Below are 20181 nucleotides of genomic sequence, written 5' to 3' on the forward strand. Positions count from 1 at the left end.
ATCAATGCTAGTAAAAAATACTGCAGCTATACTCCTATTCTGTTTGCTAAGCTCATCCGCATCAGCTATGCCGGAAAAAGAAGCTAACGTAATAGATAGCAATAGTCTGAGAGCCGCTTTCATCAATGGGAAAACAGAAGTTCGTTTTCGTTATTTTTTGATGATAACAGATAATAAAAAAGGGCTTACAGATTATTACGCAAATGCAGTTGGCGGTGGATTAAAATATGAAACCGCTAAGTTCCATGGGTTTCAGGCCGGTGTAGGCGGTTTTTTTATATTCAATATCGGTTCTTCCAATCTCAACCAACCAGATGCAGCCACCAAACAAATGAACAGGTATGAGATAGGTTTATTTGATATTGAAAATGCATCCAATAAAAATGATATAGACCGATTAGAAGAATTGTATCTGAAATATCATTTCAAAAAAACAACGGTCAGCGCAGGCAAGCAAATCATAAATACGCCTTTTATCAATCAGCAAGATGGCAGAATGAGACCTACCGGCGTAGAAGGTATCTGGCTCAATGCTACCCATAAAAAAACAAAATGGGAAGGAGGGATTTTATGGGGAATAAGTCCAAGAAGTACTGTGAGATGGTTCAATATCGGTGCATCTATTGGAGTGTATCCGCAAGGCATTCGTGAGAACGGACAAGCAGCCAACTATAAAGACCATATCAATAGCAGAGCTGTTCTTCTTGGTGGTATTACACATGATTTTAACAATGGACTGAAAGTGCAGCTATGGGAACAGTGGACAGAAAATGTTTTCAATACGCTTTTGCTGCAAATGGATAAAAAATGGGGCTCTTCTTCTTTCTATACTGGTATACAAGGAATCCTGCAACATGCTATCAATGATGGAGGAAACGCAGATCAAAGTAAAACTTATATTCAAAAAGGAAATACAGCACTTAGTTTCGGTGCAACAACAGGTTGGAAAAATAAAAACACGGACCTCTCTTTCAACTACAACCGAATTACGGAACGAGGACGTTATCTAATGCCGAGAGAATGGGGAAGAGATCCATTTTATACCTTTCTTCCAAGGGAAAGGAATGAGGGATTTGGGGATGTACATGCCACTATGTTCAAATTCAAGCAAATATTCCCCCGTCAACATTTTCAGACAATGATCGGCTTAGGTTACTATGCTTTGCCGGATGTAACGGATACGAGGCTCAACAAATATGGAATGCCCTCATATTCTCAGATCAATATAGACATCCAATATTCTTTTACAGGCGCATTACATGGCATGAGTGCTGAATTGTTATATGTATATAAAGGACAAGAAGGAAATAGTTATGACAATAACAAATATGTTATTCATAAAGTGAACACATCATTATTCAACTTAATTTTAAACTACCATTTTTAATTTGTGTGCTATGTGGAGAAAGATTCAATCAGATTGGCCTGCATACTTACTATCCTTCGTAGTGCTATTGATCATATTGACAAAAGCAATAAAGACGGATCAGAGACAACAACCTACTGTATCGAATGATAGTACCTGGCATGCCCCTAGCATGTATCTTAATCCTATAAAAGATAAACAGGAAAGAGATTTGATCTCTTATGGTAAAGAGTTGATCGCAAATACCTCCGCATACCTGGGGCCTAAAGGAAGCGTGATGCAGATCAGTAATGGCATGAATTGTCAGAACTGTCACTTGGATGCAGGTACTAAGCCCAATGGCAATAATTTCAGTGCTGTGTATGCTAATTATCCATTATTCAGAGAGCGCAGTGGTAAAGTGGAAAGCATTTATAAAAGAGTCAGCGATTGTTTTGAAAGAAGTTTAAATGGTACTACACCGGATAGTAATAGCCGAGAGTATCAGGCCATACATGCATACATTCAATGGGTTGGAAAAGATGTACCTAAAGGAACACATCCAAAAGGAAGTGGTATCAAGAGGCCGAATTACTTAGAACGAGCTGCTGATCCTGAAAAAGGTAAAAAAGTTTACGCCATTCATTGCGAACGTTGTCATGGATCCAATGGTGAAGGTCAATTGAATCCGGAGAATACAGGATACAGCTATCCACCACTCTGGGGCAAGAACAGTTATAATACCGGTGCAGGTTTGTACAGACTCAGCAATTTCGCCGGATACATTCAAGAAAATATGCCTTTTAATGAGGTAACAGATCAGCATAAACTTACAGATGAAGAAGCCTGGGATATTGCAGCATACGTGAATAGTCAACCCAGACCTGTCATGAAAGAGAACCATGACTGGCCGCATCTCAACAAAAAACCCATAGATCATCCTTTTGGTCCGTATGCAGACAGCTTTAGTGAGCAACAACATAAATACGGTCCATTTTTACCGATTCTTTTTGCAAGAGATAAAAACTAAATGACGTGACATCAATCACGTTTCAATGTATAAGAACCATTCATTTTTGCTACTCAATCATTTAGAACAATGAAAGAATTTTTACAACAGCCATGGCCCTGGTATGTGGCCGGTGTTTTGATCGGACTGATCGTTCCCGCATTATTGATTTTAGGAAACAAACATTTTGGCATTTCAGCGAATCTTCGTCATGCCTGTGCCGCCTGTTTTCCTTCCAATATCAATTTCTTTAATTATGATTGGAAAAAGGAAAGCTGGAATTTATTTTTCGTTGGTGGCATATTGATCGGAGCAATGATCGCCATATTCGGATTGCCAGATCCCAACCCGGTTGTTGTGAATCCGGATCTCGTTAGTGAATTGAATACCTACGGCATCAATGATTTCAGCAGCATGGTACCAAAACAATTGGTGTCTTGGGAGTCATTGTTTACAGCTAGAGGCCTGATTATGATGGTAGGCGGTGGTTTCTTAGTAGGTTTCGGTTCTCGCTATGCAGGCGGATGTACCAGTGGACATGCAATCATGGGATTGAGCAATCTTCAATGGCCATCATTGGTAGCTACCTGTTGTTTCATGGCCGGCGGATTTCTCATGGCCAATCTGATTCTCCCATTCATTATGAAATTATAATTTGATACCACATGGCTTCTGAAAAAAATATACAAGAGACATTAACAGATTTTGAAGTACGCTCACTTGATACTGTTTGTGTGAATGAATCCACACAACAACACCCCTGGTGGTATAACTTTAAATACTTAACAGTGGGTATTTTATTCGGAATTGTATTTGTAAAAGCAGAGATCATTTCATGGTTCAGAATGCAGGAAATGTTTCGCTTTCAAAGTTTTCACATGTATGGGGTAATCGGTACCGCTGTAGTTGTAGGTGCCATCTCTGTTGCACTGATCAAAAAGTTCAAGGTGAAAACGATTCATGGAGAAGAGATCCACTTTACACCCAAAAAATTCAATAAAGGACAAATCATTGGCGGATTGATCTTTGGTTTGGGATGGGCTTTAACCGGTGCTTGTCCGGGTCCCATTTTTGCACAAATCGGTATGGGCATTACGGTCATGATCATAGTATTACTAAGTGCTATCGCGGGCACTTGGGTATATGGGTATTTCAGAGACCGATTGCCACACTAAACAGCTATAGCTATGCAGGGTCTCCAAAAAAATGCGCATCAGTTTTTCCTCTTGGTATTGGTGAATGCTTTTGTCGGAGCGATGATCGGACTTGAGCGTTCAGTATTATCAGGATTGGGTAAAGAGGTTTTTGATCTCAGTGAATATGCAGTCATTCTCTCTTTTATTCTCGCCTTTGGCATTACAAAAGCATTGGCGAATCTGACTGTCGCTTTTTTATCGAATACACTCACCCGAAAAAAGATACTGATCATTGGATGGCTGTTTGCACTGCCCGTTCCATTCTTACTCATGTATGCCAGCTCCTGGAAATGGGTGATCCTAGCGAATATTTTATTGGGCATCAACCAAGGACTTGCCTGGTCATCTACAGTGATCATGAAAATTGATCTGGTAGGACCCAAGAACAGAGGACTTGCCATGGGCATCAATGAATTTGCGGGTTATTTATCCGTTGGACTGGCGGCATTATTAGCCGGTAATATTGCAGCAACATGGGGCTATAAGTGGTATCCTTTTTTACCTGGTGTATTCTTTGTATTGGCAGGTTTACTTGTTTCCATCTTTTTAGTCAAAGACACCACAGATTTTGTGATACATGAAACAGGTCAAAGCAATCTTCAGCAACATCCAGATCTTTGGACTAAAGTAAGTTGGCAACACCATAATATGGGAACAACTACTTTGAATGGCTTGATCAATAATATGAATGATGCGATCGTATGGGGTCTGCTTCCTTTATTATTGATGCAACGTAATTTTACTATCGAACAGATTGCTTGGGTAGCCGGTATCTATCCGGCTGTTTGGGGTCTTTCACAATTATTCAGTGGTAAAATGGGAGACCGGTTTTGTAAAAAACAGATCATCAGTGCGGGTATGTTCTTACAAGGTGTGGCCATACTCATGTTTGTTCTTTTCCATTCATTTATAGTAACGGTAGCAGCTTCTACATTACTTGGCATTGGAACCGCTCTGGTCTATCCGAACTTTTTGACAGTGATCGCAGAGCATTTACATCCCTCACAAAGAGCCAAGGGATTGAGTATTTTTCGATTCTGGAGAGATAGTGGCTATGTATTTGGTGCAATACTGGCAGGAATACTAGCAGATCGATTTGGCTTATCAATTACACTCATCATCATTTCCATGATCACTATTCTGGGAGGAGTTTTAGCTGAAACCAGAATGTGTTGTACCCTTCGCAATTTCTGGAAATCAAATATATGTTCAGAGACGGCTGTGTATTAAAATATTTATCTATTTTGAGCATACTGAAGCAAGACTGAATCATGAAGAAAACCCTGTTCTTTTTCCTGTTACTATTTTCATTGCAACAAATATTTGCACAATTACGATTTCCGCTAGACGATAATTCGGGAAAGATCGTTTTCACCAAAGTGTCTTCAGTGGTATTACCAAGATCAGAAATGTACAAACGAACCAGAAACTGGTTACTCTATCAATATACTACTTCAAAATTCGATGACCATTTTAATATTAGCAAAAACGGTAAACCTGTTTATTTATCAGAAGATAAAAGAATGAGGAGTATATCCGGGAAATATGGATTTTATATCATGTATCCGATCGAAGATCGATCAGGGCTAAATATGGAACAGACTTTTGTGATGTACACACTCACGGTAAATTTCAAAGACAGCGCTTTTGAAAGCAGGGTATCAGACCTGAAATGCTTTACTACCGCTACTACTAGGAATGGAATGCGACCACCACAGTTTGATTTAGAAACCTACAATAGTAATCAGTTGAATCATTTGGATCATGTTCAACAGTACATTATTCCTCAGGTAATGAATAGTGTTAGAAAAATTCATGAAGACCTTTATCGTAACATTCGCTACGGGAATCTCACATCAGAATAATCAGAAAACGGTTGAAAACACCGTATACATGTAGTGATGTCGCTACACTCATTTAATAGTCAGCACTATTGGTCTTTTTTTACTACTATTGTTTCTTTACATCATTAAATTATTCCTTAAAAGGAATTTTTTAGAATCCAAACATCTTAAGAAAATCCAAGCAAGCCTGTTGACTCTTGTAGTGTAAGTTGAACAGGTAATATCCGAAAAGAAAAACCAAACGCTACCAACCTTTGCAGGATATTTTCCAGCAAAGGTTTTTTGTTTATAGCGGGTGCTACAAAATACCATTACTTGAAACCCTCAGCCATGATTTCAACTCTTTGATGATATGGTCAGGGATGCTTGGATTGTACATTAGAATAGTCCTTCGATTGACAAGTATCTTTCTCCGGTATCATAATTAAAAGTAAGCACTTTGGATCCTGCGGGAATTGCTGCAAGCTTTTTTGCGACAGCCGCTAAAGAGGCACCTGATGAAACCCCTAATAATATACCCTCTTCTTTAGCAGCTCTCTGTGCGAAAGAAAATGCTTCATCCTTGGATACCTGAATAATGCCATCCAATACTTTAGTGTTCAAAATAGATGGAACAAAACCTGCTCCGATTCCTTGTAAAGGATGTGGTGATGGAGATCCACCACTTAATACCGGCGATAGTTCCGGCTCAACAGCAAATACTTTCAGTTGAGGAAATTTCGCTTTCAAAATTTCGGCAACACCCGTGATATGTCCACCTGTACCTACTCCCGTAATGATATAATCAAGTCCATCCGGAAAATCTGCTAAAATCTCCTGCGCTGTCGTAGTTCTATGAATAGCGGTGTTGGCTGGATTATCAAACTGTTGCGGCATCCAAGCATTCGGGGTTTCCTGTAGTAACGCTGTAGCTTTTTCAATGGCTCCTTTCATCCCTTTTTCACGGGGAGTGAGTACGAATTCAGCACCATATAAAGCCATTAATCTTCTCCGCTCGATACTCATACTTTCAGGCATCACTAAAATGATCTTGTATCCTTTCACCGCCGCTACCAATGCTAAACCAATGCCCGTATTACCACTTGTGGGTTCAATGATCACACTGTCTTTATGAAGGATTCCTTTCTGCTCTGCATCTTCGATCATAGCCAAGGCTATCCGATCCTTGATACTTGCACCCGGATTATTTTTTTCAAGCTTGATCCATACTTCATGCTGATCACCAAAAAGCTTATTCAGTCTGACATGTGGTGTATTCCCGATCGTCGCTAAAATATTGTTTACTTTCATCTGTTTATATTTTTAAATCACAAAATTTAAAGGTTCAGGAAATGGGTCTTTGTCTTTGATGCGTATTTCACTTTTATGATAGACCACTGAATTGGGGGGAACACTATGTGTTAACCAGATATTTCCACCAATGATACTCCCGCTGCCGATGATCGTTTCTCCGCCTAAAATAGTAGCACCGGAATAAATGATCACATCATCTTCAATGGTCGGATGTCTCTTCATACTAGCAAGCTCTTTAGAAACATTCAACGCTCCCAATGTTACCCCTTGATAGATCTTTACTCTTTCACCGATCACAGCTGTTTCGCCAATAACGATCCCGGTTCCATGATCGATCGCAAATGCAGCACCAATGGTAGCACCTGGATGAATATCGATTCCCGTTTTACTATGTGCATATTCGGAAAGCAGCCTTGGTAAGGTTTTAATGCCTTGTATATACAGCTGATGTGATAATCGATATACAGCAGTAGCATAAAATCCCGGGTAAGCAATCAATACCTCTTCTATCGATTGTGCGGCCGGGTCAAAACGTAATACGGTATCTGCGTCTATGAGTAATGCTTGATAAATAGCAGGTAAAGCCTCAAAGAATGTTTCTGTATGCTTTTTTACTGACGATTCCTCTTTCAATAATTCAAAGAGTATGACTGAAAAAGTATGTTTCAAATCCTGATACGCATCTGCTAATTTCTTTTCAGAATCAAATTCCCGCTGATAAGATCCAAACAAAAAATTGAATAAGTCATTTGTAAAATTTTCTGACAAGACTTTGTCAGGAAAATAATTCAATGCCTTTCTATTACGCTTAAACAAATTTTGTATGAATTGTTCTTCTGTCATATTACTAAATCAGGAAAGAAAGTCTTATGGTTATGAATCATGTTCATATCGTCTATATCTTATTCTTTATACCATCAAAAAAGGCACTTCCGATGCTCAGTCAGATGTGCCTTATATATCTACAGTTGCTGTATATAATATAATCTGACTCATCTCTCCCGATCTCGATCGGGATGGATTTGGCACCTTTCCTGATAAAAATGGATGGTTGCCAAGGCTTCATAGGGCCAATTCCCTCTGCCTTTCTGGATAAGTAACGTATATGCTATACAAATATAAAGGCAATTTCATATTCCCTACAAAATAAGTAGACTTTTTATAAAAGAATTGGCAATCCTTTCCTTATGACCGTTAGTTTTTTTCTTGGTCACACTATAGAACCATTATTTTGCAGCATGACCAATATAAATGATGTTCAATTAGAACAAGTGATCATTCACAAAGTCGGAAATCCGACACGTGGTGAAGAACTGAAACTGTCAGCCAATGCCCTCACTTTGAATGACGAGATTGTAAGAGGTATGCTGACCAAGTATTTTTTGTCGCCTTTCAATGAACATGAGCAATACCAGTTCACTCATTTAAGCAGTTTAGAACTGAATGAAGTATATCAATATATCACCGGCATCTTTGAAGATCCTAAAAGCTTTGTATCTCAGTCTGCCTTACTCGCTTCTTTTCTATATAATAAAAGCACTCATGCCAGGGTAAAAGAAGGTGAATTATATGTTGCCCGCTTTGGTCAGGTTCCGTTTGGAACAGAATACATTGATGCCATTGGTTTATTCAAAAGTGAAACAAAAGAAACTTTTTTAAAAGTGTTTCCACATGGACAAAGCTGGGAAGTGATCGCAGAAGATGGTGTTAATATCAATAAGCTGGACAAGGGCTGTCTGATCTTTAAAAAGAATAAAGAAGAAGGTTATGTGGTTTGTGTGGTAGATAATACCAATAAACAGGATACACAATATTGGGTCAATGACTTTTTACAGGTAATCAGAACATCGAATAGTTACCACCATACAGATGCAGCGCTGGGTATGTGTAAATTATTCATCAGTAATGAGCTCAATGAAAAGTTTGAAGTAAATAAAGCAGACCAAATCGATTATCTGAATAAGAGCATAGAATATTTCAGCACCAAAGAATCATTTGATCTGAATGAATTTGCTACTGAAGTATTACACCACCCCGAAGTGATCGACAGCTTCACACAATACAAACAGCAATATGAAGTGGCCAGACAAGTTAATATTGAAGATACTTTCGATATTCACCTGGCTGCTGTCAAAAAACAACAACGTGTTTTTAAAAGCGTATTGAAGCTGGATAAAAACTTTCACATCTATATTCATGGCAGAAGAGACCTGATTGAAAAAGGTTACGATGAAATGAGTGGGAAGCATTTTTATAAGATATACTTCGATGAAGAGAATTAGGGAAAAGCTACAAGCAGCAGGCTTCGAGCTACAAGGTATTTGCTTGAAGAAAACAGCTTATATTTATTCTTTAAAGCTTTCCATATGAATACAACAAGAAGATCCTTTCTGAAAAACACAGGTTTTGCTGCAGCAGCAGTTGCATTATTACCCAACAGCCTATTAGCCGCTGGCAATATCAAAATGCTGACAGGTGTTCAGTTGTATTCTGTGCGTGAAGCGATGCGTAAAGATCCGTTGGGCACTTTGAAAGCCTTGTCTGACATGGGCTATCGCTATGTTGAACATGCCAACTATGTGAATCGAAAGTTTTATGGATACACAGCTAAAGAATTCAAAAAGATATTAGCTGATCTTGGTATGCAAATGCCCAGCGGACATACCGTTATGGGTAAACAACATTGGGATGCCGGTAAAAAAGAATTTACAGACCTCTGGAAATATACCGTTGAAGATGCAGCTGAAGTTGGACAAGAGCTGGTGATCAGTCCATGGTTAGATGCTGATCTTCGCAAGACGCTGGATGAGATGTTGGCATACATGGAAGTCTTCAACAAGAGTGGCGAGCTCTGTAAAGCTGCAGGCATGCGTTTCGGTTATCATAACCACGATTTTGAATTTACAGCCAAACTCAATGGCATGACCGTATATGATATCATCTTAAAAAATACGGATCCATCTTTAGTGGTACAACAATTAGACATGGGTAACCTGTACCATACTGGTGTAAATGCATTAGAAATTGTACATAACTATCCCGGACGTTTTGTTTCTGTACACGTAAAGGATGAGACCAAAACAGCTGATGGTAAATCATTTGAAAGTACCATACTTGGAAAAGGTGTAGCCAATACCAAAGCCATTACTGACCTCTGCAAATCAAAAGGAGGAACCCTTCATTTTATCATTGAGCAAGAAGCTTATCAAGGCGTGGATCCTATTGAATGTGTAAGACAAGATTTAGCAGTGATGAAGCAGTGGGGGTATTGAGAGGCCTGTGAGTTTTGAGTTACATGCAACAAGCTTCAAACTTCAAGGAACAAGGGTAGATGTTGGCTTGCTGATCAATAGGAGAATTGAGTTTAGTAAACGCATCAGCATCGAGACTCTTCTGCGTGATCATAAAAATCTGTGGCCTATAAAACACACTATTCAAAAGAAAAAAGATTTACTTCAATAATTTGTAGATATGGATATTGCCGCACATAATCGGGTAATACATATTGATCATGATCACGGAAAGCTGCCACTTTTATTCTTTGAGATAAGAGTTTTTCCATATCTGCTTTAGATGGCCACCAATGATACGCAGTGATTGATGGATTGTAAAACATAACGTTTTTATCGTCATGACTATTCATATTGATCACTACTTTGGTATCAGCATCTATGTATTTAGACAAATCTTTATATACCCTTGCATTCTCGATACGCTTATTTCTATCTGTATTTTCTTTTGAAAAGTATCCCGTGTAAAACTGAATATTCATAATCCCCAAAGCTGTTACGATAGCTGTAATAGGAAATAAGTATTTAAATCTTTCAAAATTCAAGACTTTATCAATCACAACTGCAACATAAATGAACCCGATAGGTGCCACAAAAAAGAAAAAGCTTTCCATTTTTGTTTGCACAATAAAAGAAAAAAAGATAAATGTGAACAGAAAGTTGATCGTCAATGCGCGGGCTAACTTTGTATTCAAAAGCTTGTCTTTCAAAGTAAATAGTATTCCCGGCAATATCAGCCAGTATATGAAATAGCCGAAATACTGATCAAATAAATGGAGATAATAATACCAGGTGCCGCTATGTCCTTCTAAAGCTTTTGACAAGTGTTGCGTATTGTATGTAAGCTCATAGGCAGCTTCTTTAGGAAATGCCGTATGAATATATATCTGCCATGGAATAAAAACAATAAAGCAGATAAAAAGCGCCCATGAAAAATGAAGTACAGATTTTTTATTTCGGAATTCTTTAAATACTACAATTAAAAATGCCCATCCAAGAAATACTAATAAACCCGTTAACCATTTATTGAGTATAGCAGCCCCGGCAAAGCAGCCCATCCAAAAAGCCCATTTCATAGTAGGTTCTTTGAGATATTCAGCAAAAGCCCAAAGACTACATAAAATATAAAATTGATGAGCAATATCATTATGATCTGTTGTTTGTATGCCTGCTATCGTTTTAATCTGAAAGCAAGAGAACGTCATCATGACAGCTACGAGTGTACTTATTCGTTGATTTTGGTTGGAAAATAACCATGCAATTCTATGTGCAAGTAATATCATAAGACTCCCCATTATTATACTAGGAATCCGAAATGTCAATTCTGAAATTCCAAAAATCTTCATGCTCAGTGCCATTTGCCACATAAATAATGGCTGCTTATGAACCCAAATATTATTCGACCACCAATGGGTATAATCATACGGAAGTATTGGGTTAACCAAAAGCATGGGCTGAAATGGATACTCCATCATATTCTTTGCTACCAATGCATGAAAACGCTCATCCCATGGATGCAAGAAGGGATCAGCAGCAGCCATTATCCATCGAACCACCAACCCTACTATGAATAACAAAAAAATCCAGGGGTGATTTCGAATGTAGTTGCGAATTGAAGATATCATGGCATTAAATTAAAGCAAATCAGTAATAGTTTTTCATAGATAAAATTTAGCTTTCGCTAATGGTAGTCACGTAACCAATATAATCATCAAAAAGCTTCTTTATATTTGGTATTACTCAAAACCAATACCATGCGATTACTGCTTTGCCTTCTGCTCCTTTCCTCCTTTAGTTATGCGCAAAACTTTACTCCCACCGAAATACAGCGCTGGGAGAAACAAGCGAAAAATATAACCATCATTAAAGATACCTGGGGCATCCCGCATATTTATGGTAAAACAGATGCGGATGCTGTATTTGGTCTACTCTATGCGCAATGCGAAGAAAACTTTTCGCGTGTTGAAAGAAATTATCTGGAAGTACTCGGTCGACAAGCAGAAGCAGATGGAGAACGCATGTTGTACGCCGATTTACAAATGCGTCTGATCGTAGACAGTGCTGAAGCTATTAAAGATTATAACAACAGTCCGGATTGGTTCAAAAAGTTATTGAACGCTTTTGCTGATGGTGTCAACTACTATTTGTACAAACATCCGCAAACAAAACCAAAAGTATTGACTCGCTTCGAACCTTGGTTTCACCTCATGTTTACGGATGGCAGTGTCTCTGCTACTCGTACCGGTGGTATCGCATTGGAAGAAGTAAGAAATTTTTACAACGGTAATAAAAATGCAAGCGCCTATCAACCCGTGAGTCACCAAGATGTTGAAACACGTGGCTCTAACGGTTTTGCCATTGCGCCTAAACTCACTAATAGTGGCAATGCCATTTTATATATCAATCCACATGTACCATTTTACTTCCGTCCGGAAATGCATATGGTTAGTGAAGAAGGACTGAATGCCTATGGTGCAGTGACGTGGGGACAAATGTTTGTATACCAAGGATTCAATGAACACTGCGGCTGGATGCACACCACAGGTTATGCGGATGTAGCAGATCTGTATGAAGAGAAAGTAAGCAATCGTAATGGTACCTGGGTCTATGAATATGAAAAAGAATCAAAAAAAGTAACAACTAAAAATATCACTGTCAGTTATTTGAAAGATGGAAAGCAGATAGCTGTTCCATTCACCGGTTATTTCACACATCATGGACCTGTGATGGGTAATCGAAATGGAAAGTGGCTAGCACTGAAAGAATTCAATCGGTCATTAAGTGCTTTGATACAATCATGGGTAAGTACCAAGGCCAATAATTTGGATGAGTTCAAACAGGCGATGCGTTTGTTGTCGAATACGACCAATAACACTGTATATGCAGATGACAAGGGTAATATTGCTTATTGGCATGGAGATTTTGTTCCGAAACGCGATCCATCATTTGATTTTACAAGACCTGTTGATGGCAGTATCAAAGCCACTGAATGGAAAGGTACTCATGCATTAGAGGAGATCGTACAAGTTCACAATCCATCTGTTGGTTGGATACAAAATTGCAACTCTACACCTTTCACAGCGTCAGGAAAAGATAGCCCTGATAAAAATAAGTATCCATCTTATATGGCACCCGATGGTGAAAATGCAAGAGGTATCAATGCTGTTCGATTATTATCAACTGCAAATAACCTCAACCTAGATAAAGTGATTGAACTGGGATACAATCGTTATCTCGCTGCTTTCGATTTTCTGATTCCAGCGTTGATCAAAGATTATGATGGATATGTAGATGGCTCGCTCAAAACAGCATTGAAAGAGCCGATTGAATTATTACGTAATTGGGATAAAACATCTTCCATCAGTTCTGTAGCAACCACTCTTGCTATTGATTGGGCCAATCAACTCGGCCAATTTTTACCTCGTCCCGAAACCATGGAAGAAGGCACGAATTCGATAAAGCGCTATGAAGACATGGCTAAATTATCAGCCAATCAAAAACTGGAAACGCTTAAAAGAGTATTGGATGAGCTAACTAAAACTTATGGAAACTGGCGCCAGCCTTGGGGAGATATCAATCGCTACCAGCGTGTGGCTGATGGAGAAAGATTTGATGACAGTAAACCTAGTATCGCCGTACCATTGGCTTCATCACGTTGGGGTTCTTTACCTGCTTATGAAAGCAGATCAGGAAGCGGATACAATAAGCGTTATGGCGTTTCAGGTAACAGTTTTATCGCAGCTGTTGAATTTGGGAAAAGACTAAAAGCTAAAACCATTCTTACTGGTGGACAATCTACTGATCCTAAGTCGCCGAATTTTACCGATCAGGTGGAAGGTTATATCAATGGTAAATTCAAAGACATTTTCTTTTATAAAGAAGATGTGATGAAAAATAAAGTCAAGACCTATCATCCGGGAGAGTGACAGGAAAGAGACAAAAAATAAGATACAAGGAACAACAAATGGGTCAAGAAACAAAAGTTTACTCTCCAAGGAGAATGTAAGAAATAGATTGTATGCTAGAAACCAATAGACTGGTAATTAAACCACTAACGCTTGATCAACTGATCAAATATATTCGGTGCGATGGTTCATTGGAGGAAGAGTTGAATCTTAATCCCACCTCAAGAACTATTAGTGAAGAACTAAAAGAAGCGCTTGAACAAACGATCGTACCCAATGTTGCTGATACGAGTAAGAACTATTTGTATTCAACGCTTTGGACTGCTATATCCAAAAAAGATAATAAGATGATCGGAGATCTTTGCATTGTCGGAGAGCCCAATGAAAAAGGGGAAATTGAAATTGGTTATGGCACCTATGATGAATTTCAAGGCAACGGTTATATGACTGAAATGGTTAGTGCCATAATCGAATGGGCAAAAATGCAAAATGCCGTTAAATCAATAACGGCATCTACAAATAAAGAGAATGAAGCTTCTTTCAAAGTCTTACTCAGAAATAATTTTATCAAAGTAGGAGAAACAGAATCTCAATTTCAGTGGAAACTACGCTTAGTGGATTAATTTTGAACTTTTGGAAAGTTTTCAAACTTTCCAAAAGTTAACTCGGAATATCATTATTCTTTATCAAAAACTGCTTTGTAGTAAGTAGTATCTTTTTCTGAAAAATTGATCCGCCGATTATTTTTCCCTTTCAATTCAAATTCATCATTCACTGCAAACTTCACTTCTGTGAATTTGTAGCCTGTAACAAAAGTTGCAGTAACGGTATAGGTAGTATCTTTTTTGATAGCTGTCATGGGAATGCCGGCATCCCAATCCAATGGTTTATCATCACCACGTAAGCCAACCGTTTGAATATCTTTTAGCTGACTGACATCGAGTTCAAACACTACCGTTTTTTTATAGGTTTTTTGAACACAGGATGCAAGCGTGCAGACGAATAAGAATAAGTATAACATGTTATTGCGCATGGGTCAATTGTTTTTTGGTTATGAGATAATCAAATCCAAATCTGCCAGATCCAAGGATCATCGTATATACGGCCACCCAAAGAAAGCCCATACCAGACAACATGCTCCATAAGCCATTATCTATTTGTTGTATAAACACAGCAACCATCATGGTGCAAACGATCAGAAAAGAAAACAGCCTTGTCTGTAAACCCAATACCAGAAAGATTCCACCTACAGCTTCACTGAATGCGCCCATCCAGGCAAAGAAGCCGGGGAACATGGCAAAAATGCCACCATACGCTTTTACATCTTCTGGGAACCAGAAGACCACTTCGAATAAGCCGAGGTTTTTATCGTCGGGAGTCCATGGCATGCCAAATTTTGAAGCGCCAAATTCAATGGCTAATAAATAACCATATACCACGCGGGGGATGGTAAGGATCAGGTCCTGCCACCAATAGGGCATTACCAGGGGTTTAGTGATTTTCTTAAGCATGTGTTGTTATTAAGCAGGGAAATAATTGCTAAGCGCAAGCGTCTATTACATAGAAATCTCACACTTAAAACCGTATACAACAGAATTCACGAAAGGTTCGGAGTGATGATTAATATTATTTATACGGTAGACAATGGCTGCATTCTCAAAAGAAAACGCCGGGCAGAAGCCCGGCGTTATATAAAATTGATTTCTTATTTCTTCCTTAAAGCTTATCACTTACAACCTGAAGTTTTATTTCAACTGTTTCAACAACTCATTCACCGCAGCTTCCAGTTGTTGATCACGTCCTTTGTTCACGACATCGTACTCATTCATCAGTTTAATATCCGGTTCGGTTTGTGCATTTTCTAGGTATTGATTCTGCAAACCTTTCACACCCACCGGCGGAACACCCCAACGAATACTATTATCTTGTAATTGCTCCCATGCTGCAAAAGTACAAGTACCAGGCACCGGCATTCCGACTAATTTACCAATACCTAACTCTTTGAATGCATATGCATAACAATGTCCATCACTGTATGCCGCTTCATTGATGATAGAGATACTTGGCTTGGTCCAGCGGAAATTTGGTTCATAGCCATTGCTTCTGGTGTCAGTGGTATAGTCAAAGAATTTCTTACCACTCAGAAACATAGCAAGGTCTGCAACAAGATCACCACCACCGTTGAAACGTACGTCAACAACGATCGCTTTTCTGTTTACATATTTACCCATGATCTCTTCATAAGTAGTACGATAAGCACCATCACTCATTCCTGGAATATGTACATAACCCAATTGACCATTGCTTAGTCTGTCTACTTCATCCTGATTTTTCTTCACCCATCTTCTGTACAACAATCCATTTTCTTCACCTGTAGAGATCGGCTTTACAGTTACTTCCATTTTGGTATTGCCATCTGTCACAGTCAATAAAGTATTTTGTCCCGCCTTACGATTCAGGTATTGTGCAATATCTGTATCGGCAGCGATGGTTTGTCCATCGATCGCTTCAATGATCATACCTGCTTTAACATTGATATCTGCACGATCCAATGGACCTCCTTTGATGATCTCTTCGATCTTATAACCTACACCTTTATAGTTTTGGTCATAGAATACACCCAGCGAAGCAGTAACATCTCCATTTGGATTAAATCCTGAATAAGTAGCACCACTATGACTGACATTCAACTCACCTAATAACTCACTCAGCAATTCTGCAAATTCGAAGTTGTTACCGATGTGTGCAAGATGGCGTTCATAATCTGGTTTATAGCTATCCCAGTTAACACCATGCATGGTTCTGGTGTAAAAAGTTTCTTTGGTTCTGCGCCATACATGCTCAAACATGAAGACTCTTTCTGCTGCTACATCCAAGGTCATTTCACCATTGATACTTACCATATCTCTCTTACCGCTGTTCGGTTCGATCTTAGAAATACCGCCATTTGCAGAAAGGAAGATATTTTTTTGATCCTTATCCCATACCATATTTCCACCTTGTGCATTCAGTGTTACCAGCATTTTGGTTTCACGGGTACGAAGATTGGTGGTCCAGAGATTCACTCCTCTTTCAAAACGCGTCAGGTAATAAAGCGTTTCGCCATCCTTACTGACCAATGCATCACTCATCTGAGATGAATGGATCGTGAGCTTGGCTTTGCGCATACTCAATCCTTCCCACTCAATTACAACACTGTCTTTTTTAGCAGACTGTTTTTTGCTGGTATCCGCTTTTGCTTTATTGTCTTCTATTTCTTTTTGCAATGCAGCATCTTCTTTACTTAACTTGAATTTATCAAAAGCTTCCTGCGTAAAGAACATAGCGTAAACATCGGCCTGAGCACCACCGCTTTGTGCTACTGCTTTCAAACCGTCTCTGTTACTGAACCACATCATGGCTTTTCCACCCATGATCCATTTTGCACGAGAATCATTGAAACCACTTTCAGTAAGATTGATCACTTTGCCTTTTCCGTCAGCAGCAACCAATCCAACTTCACCGGGAGCAACACCGGGCACTGCATAATCAAATAAGAACCATTTACCATCAGGACTCCATTGGAAGTACTGATCATTATCACCATTAGAGAATAATTCTTTATCGGTAAGGATGGTTCTGGTTTGTTTGGTTGCGATATTGTACACTTTCAGTGTCATTCTATTCTCTATGAAAGCGATCTCTTTTCCATCAGGAGAATAGGCTGGCTGATAGTTTTCATTGTTGTTTGAAATAACAGCTGTTTCATTCAATACTGTAGAAGCATAGAAATAAGGCTCTTCACTTCTCTGTTTTTTTGTTTCGAAGATCTTCCAACTGTTTCCTCTCTCTGAAGAATACAACAATGTTTTTCCGTCCGGAGAAAAGCTTACGAGTCTTTCCTGCTCAGGGGTGTTGGTGATTCTTTTGGTAACGCCACCATCTACGCTGCTGACAAACACTTCACCACGAAATATATACGCCACTTCTTTTCCATTGGGAGAAACAGCCATATCTCTCACGCCACCATTTACAGGTACAACACGTGTATTATTGCTACGCACATCTGCTACAATATTTACACTTACTTTTTGCGGGCGTCCATTACCTTTCATGGTATACAGTTCACCATCATAACCAAAACAAAGCGTGCCATCATTCGACAAACTGAGGAAACGAACAGGATGTTTTTTGAAGCTGGTCAGTTGTTGAGATTTACCACCTTCAATACCCATTTTATGAACGTTGAATGATCCACTTTCTTCACTCAAATAATAAAATGCTTTGTCTGCATCTGTGAAAACAGGGTTTCTGTCTTCTCCGTTAAACGTTGTGATCTTCTTATGTGTTTTCGCATTGTTATCATAGATCCAGATATCTCTTGCAATAGCAGAAGTATGGTGTTTACGCCACTGGTTCTCACCACCTTTTTTATCTTGATACAACATCAATTGTCCATTACTACTTAAGCTTACCCATTCAGCGGGAGTGGTCAGCACTTGTTCAATACGACCTCCATTTACAGAAACCTTGTACAACTCAGGTTGTGATCCGGTAGGAAACGTACGGTTACTGGCTGCGTCCATACGTGTAGAGCCAAATAGTACCGACTTATTATCGGTTGTAAAGCTATATGGAAACTCTGGTACGGAATGGTAGGTAAGTCGCTTTGCTTCGCCACCTTCAGCCGGAATAAGGAATACATCAAAATCGCCAAAACGGTCGCTCGCGAATGCTATTTGTTTGCCATCCTTACTCCAGATAGGCATCATGTCATTGGCCTCATGCAGCGTAAGCATGGTTGCATTACCGCCTGATGTCGGCACTTTATAAATATCTCCTTTATAGGTAAAGGCAATGGTTTTACCATCAGGAGAGATGGCAGCATAACGCATCCAATTGGGTTCGGTTTGTGCTGATGACTGTAAACAAGCGATCAGCGAAAACAATGCAAGTGATAGTTTTCTCATAACAGTATTTAAATGAACCGGTAATTTAAGAAAGAACCGCTAAGATTTTTCAGGAGTTTGATAAGTGAGCGACTAAATCGGTAAAAGAGGATTTTCAGTATCTTGTTTGCCGAGGATGGGACGCAGATTTTGATGACGGTTTATGATTTTCGATCTACGATCTGCGGTTATCATCATGAATTAAAAGTCTGCGGTCTTTAAATACACACCCATGAAATTGCCTTTTCTACTATTATTGGCTTTTGGTCTTTCCAGTGCTATTGCGCAACAAAGAGCATGTGCAATCGGATTAAAGATAGGGGTACTGGAACCGGGTAAATTCAATAGCATAACCGATGTAACAGGTGTGAAAGTCGGACATACTACATTGATTAAGGGTAATGATATCCGTACCGGCGTTACCGCTATCCTGCCTCATACCGGCAATCTCTTTCAGGAAAAAGTGCCTGCTGCTATTTATGTAGGCAATGGATTTGGCAAACTGGCTGGTAGCACACAGGTGAAAGAACTGGGTAATATAGAAACGCCAATCATTCTCACGAATACCTTAAGTGTTGCCACTGCTATGGAAGCAGTGATCGAACACACCCTTTCACAAAAAGGCAATGAACAAGTACAATCTGTGAATGCAGTGGTTGGCGAAACCAATGATGGTGGATTGAATGACATTCGTGGAAGACATATTCAAAAAGCCGATGTATTGCATGCCATCAATACTGCTTCAGATGGAATGGTAGCAGAGGGCTCTGTTGGAGCGGGTACCGGAACCATCTGCTTTGGATTTAAAGGAGGTATTGGTACTTCATCGAGAAAATTACCCGAAAGTTTGGGAGGATATACTGTTGGCGTATTGGTGCAAACAAATTTTGGTGGGGTGTTAGAGATCAATGGTGTGCCTGTTGGACAAGCGCTTGGTCAGTTTAGCTTTAGTCGGGAGTTGAGTAAAAAATCTGATGGTTCTTGTATGATCGTTGTAGCTACTGATGCACCCTTGGATGGTCGCAATCTCGAGCGCTTGGCCAAACGCGCTTTTATGGCTTTAGCTAAAACAGGAGGTGTTGCATCCAATGGCAGCGGTGATTATGTGATCGCTTTTTCTACAGATAGCAGTTTACGTATTCCTCATGTAGCTCGTACAAAAACATTGAGTACTTCATTATTGGTGAACGATGCCGTTACACCTTTATTCCTGGCAGCCATTGAAGCAACAGAAGAAGCTGTATTGAATTCCTTATTCATGTCTACTACCATGAAAGGAAAAGACAATCGCGAAATACCAGGATTACCGGTAGAGAAAGTGAAAGAGATCTTAAGAAAGTATAACAAGATTAAATAAGCAGGATCGAAGAC

At 39.3% G+C, this 20181-nt stretch carries 17 protein-coding genes and 1 riboswitch; of the genes, 11 read left to right on the forward strand and 6 right to left on the reverse strand.

The window, feature by feature from the left end:
- Positions 1 to 4 precede the first annotated feature (4 nt).
- From ABXG83_RS09455 to ABXG83_RS09480, 6 genes are read left to right on the forward strand one after another with little or no spacing between them, the layout of a single operon-like run.
- Positions 5 to 1387 (forward strand): OprD family outer membrane porin, encoded by a 1383-nt coding sequence (locus tag ABXG83_RS09455; protein ID WP_353548612.1) that lies wholly within the window; start codon positions 5 to 7, stop codon positions 1385 to 1387.
- Positions 1388 to 1397: 10 nt separating this feature from the next.
- Complete coding sequence (locus ABXG83_RS09460) at positions 1398 to 2375, forward strand: c-type cytochrome (RefSeq protein WP_353548613.1); 978 nt, start codon at positions 1398 to 1400, stop codon at positions 2373 to 2375.
- Positions 2376 to 2417: 42 nt separating this feature from the next.
- Positions 2418 to 3008: a YeeE/YedE thiosulfate transporter family protein gene (locus tag ABXG83_RS09465; RefSeq protein ID WP_353550761.1), complete on the forward strand. Its 591-nt coding sequence runs from the start codon at positions 2418 to 2420 to the stop codon at positions 3006 to 3008.
- 11 nt (positions 3009 to 3019) lie between these two features.
- Entirely contained in the window at positions 3020 to 3529 is a 510-nt protein-coding gene (locus ABXG83_RS09470; RefSeq protein WP_353548614.1) for a DUF6691 family protein, read from the forward strand.
- Between the two features lie 12 nt (positions 3530 to 3541).
- On the forward strand, positions 3542 to 4780 hold the full coding sequence (locus ABXG83_RS09475) for an MFS transporter (RefSeq protein ID WP_353548615.1): 1239 nt from the start codon (positions 3542 to 3544) through the stop codon (positions 4778 to 4780).
- 41 nt (positions 4781 to 4821) lie between these two features.
- A complete protein-coding gene (locus ABXG83_RS09480; protein ID WP_353548616.1) occupies positions 4822 to 5415 on the forward strand; it encodes a hypothetical protein in 594 nt (197 codons plus the stop codon).
- 357 nt (positions 5416 to 5772) lie between these two features.
- Here ABXG83_RS09480 and cysK read toward each other — a convergent pair whose 3' ends face one another.
- On the reverse strand, positions 5773 to 6684 hold the full coding sequence (gene cysK, locus ABXG83_RS09485; protein WP_353548617.1) for a cysteine synthase A: 912 nt from the start codon (positions 6682 to 6684) through the stop codon (positions 5773 to 5775).
- A 12-nt stretch (positions 6685 to 6696) separates the two neighbouring features.
- Positions 6697 to 7530: a serine O-acetyltransferase gene (locus tag ABXG83_RS09490; protein ID WP_353548618.1), complete on the reverse strand. Its 834-nt coding sequence runs from the start codon at positions 7528 to 7530 to the stop codon at positions 6697 to 6699.
- 146 nt (positions 7531 to 7676) lie between these two features.
- Positions 7677 to 7786: riboswitch (SAM riboswitch) on the reverse strand.
- Positions 7787 to 7925: 139 nt separating this feature from the next.
- Between ABXG83_RS09490 and ABXG83_RS09495 the strand changes: the two genes are divergently transcribed.
- Positions 7926 to 8969 (forward strand): nucleoid-associated protein, encoded by a 1044-nt coding sequence (locus ABXG83_RS09495; RefSeq protein ID WP_353548619.1) that lies wholly within the window; start codon positions 7926 to 7928, stop codon positions 8967 to 8969.
- Between the two features lie 84 nt (positions 8970 to 9053).
- Complete coding sequence (locus tag ABXG83_RS09500; RefSeq protein WP_353548620.1) at positions 9054 to 9959, forward strand: TIM barrel protein; 906 nt, start codon at positions 9054 to 9056, stop codon at positions 9957 to 9959.
- Positions 9960 to 10117: 158 nt separating this feature from the next.
- Here ABXG83_RS09500 and ABXG83_RS09505 read toward each other — a convergent pair whose 3' ends face one another.
- Positions 10118 to 11449, reverse strand: a complete 1332-nt coding sequence (locus ABXG83_RS09505) for a glycosyltransferase family 39 protein (protein WP_353548621.1) — start codon at positions 11447 to 11449, stop codon at positions 10118 to 10120.
- Between the two features lie 282 nt (positions 11450 to 11731).
- On the opposite strand from ABXG83_RS09505, the gene ABXG83_RS09510 reads away from it, so the two are divergent.
- Positions 11732 to 13903 carry a penicillin acylase family protein gene (locus ABXG83_RS09510; RefSeq protein WP_353548622.1) on the forward strand — a complete coding sequence of 724 codons (2172 nt, stop codon included), beginning with the start codon at positions 11732 to 11734 and terminating at the stop codon, positions 13901 to 13903.
- Between the two features lie 92 nt (positions 13904 to 13995).
- Positions 13996 to 14505, forward strand: coding sequence for a GNAT family N-acetyltransferase (locus tag ABXG83_RS09515; protein WP_353548623.1), 510 nt, complete (start codon positions 13996 to 13998; stop codon positions 14503 to 14505).
- A gap of 53 nt (positions 14506 to 14558) precedes the next feature.
- Here the strand turns inward: ABXG83_RS09515 and ABXG83_RS09520 are convergent, their stop codons facing one another.
- The 3 genes from ABXG83_RS09520 to ABXG83_RS09530 all read right to left on the reverse strand — a co-directional run bounded on the left by ABXG83_RS09520 (position 14559) and on the right by ABXG83_RS09530 (position 18831).
- A complete protein-coding gene (locus tag ABXG83_RS09520; RefSeq protein WP_353548624.1) occupies positions 14559 to 14915 on the reverse strand; it encodes a hypothetical protein in 357 nt (118 codons plus the stop codon).
- On the reverse strand, positions 14905 to 15393 hold the full coding sequence (locus ABXG83_RS09525) for a DoxX family protein (RefSeq protein ID WP_353548625.1): 489 nt from the start codon (positions 15391 to 15393) through the stop codon (positions 14905 to 14907). Before ABXG83_RS09525 ends, ABXG83_RS09520 begins: the two co-directional genes overlap by 11 nt.
- Positions 15394 to 15627: 234 nt before the next feature.
- Complete coding sequence (locus ABXG83_RS09530) at positions 15628 to 18831, reverse strand: S41 family peptidase (protein ID WP_353548626.1); 3204 nt, start codon at positions 18829 to 18831, stop codon at positions 15628 to 15630.
- A 211-nt stretch (positions 18832 to 19042) separates the two neighbouring features.
- Between ABXG83_RS09530 and ABXG83_RS09535 the strand changes: the two genes are divergently transcribed.
- Positions 19043 to 20167 carry a P1 family peptidase gene (locus ABXG83_RS09535; RefSeq protein ID WP_353548627.1) on the forward strand — a complete coding sequence of 375 codons (1125 nt, stop codon included), beginning with the start codon at positions 19043 to 19045 and terminating at the stop codon, positions 20165 to 20167.
- The last annotated feature ends 14 nt before the right edge of the window (positions 20168 to 20181 follow it).

The organism is Sediminibacterium sp. KACHI17 (assembly GCF_040362915.1).
In the GTDB taxonomy this organism is placed as follows: Bacteria; Bacteroidota; Bacteroidia; order Chitinophagales; family Chitinophagaceae; genus Sediminibacterium.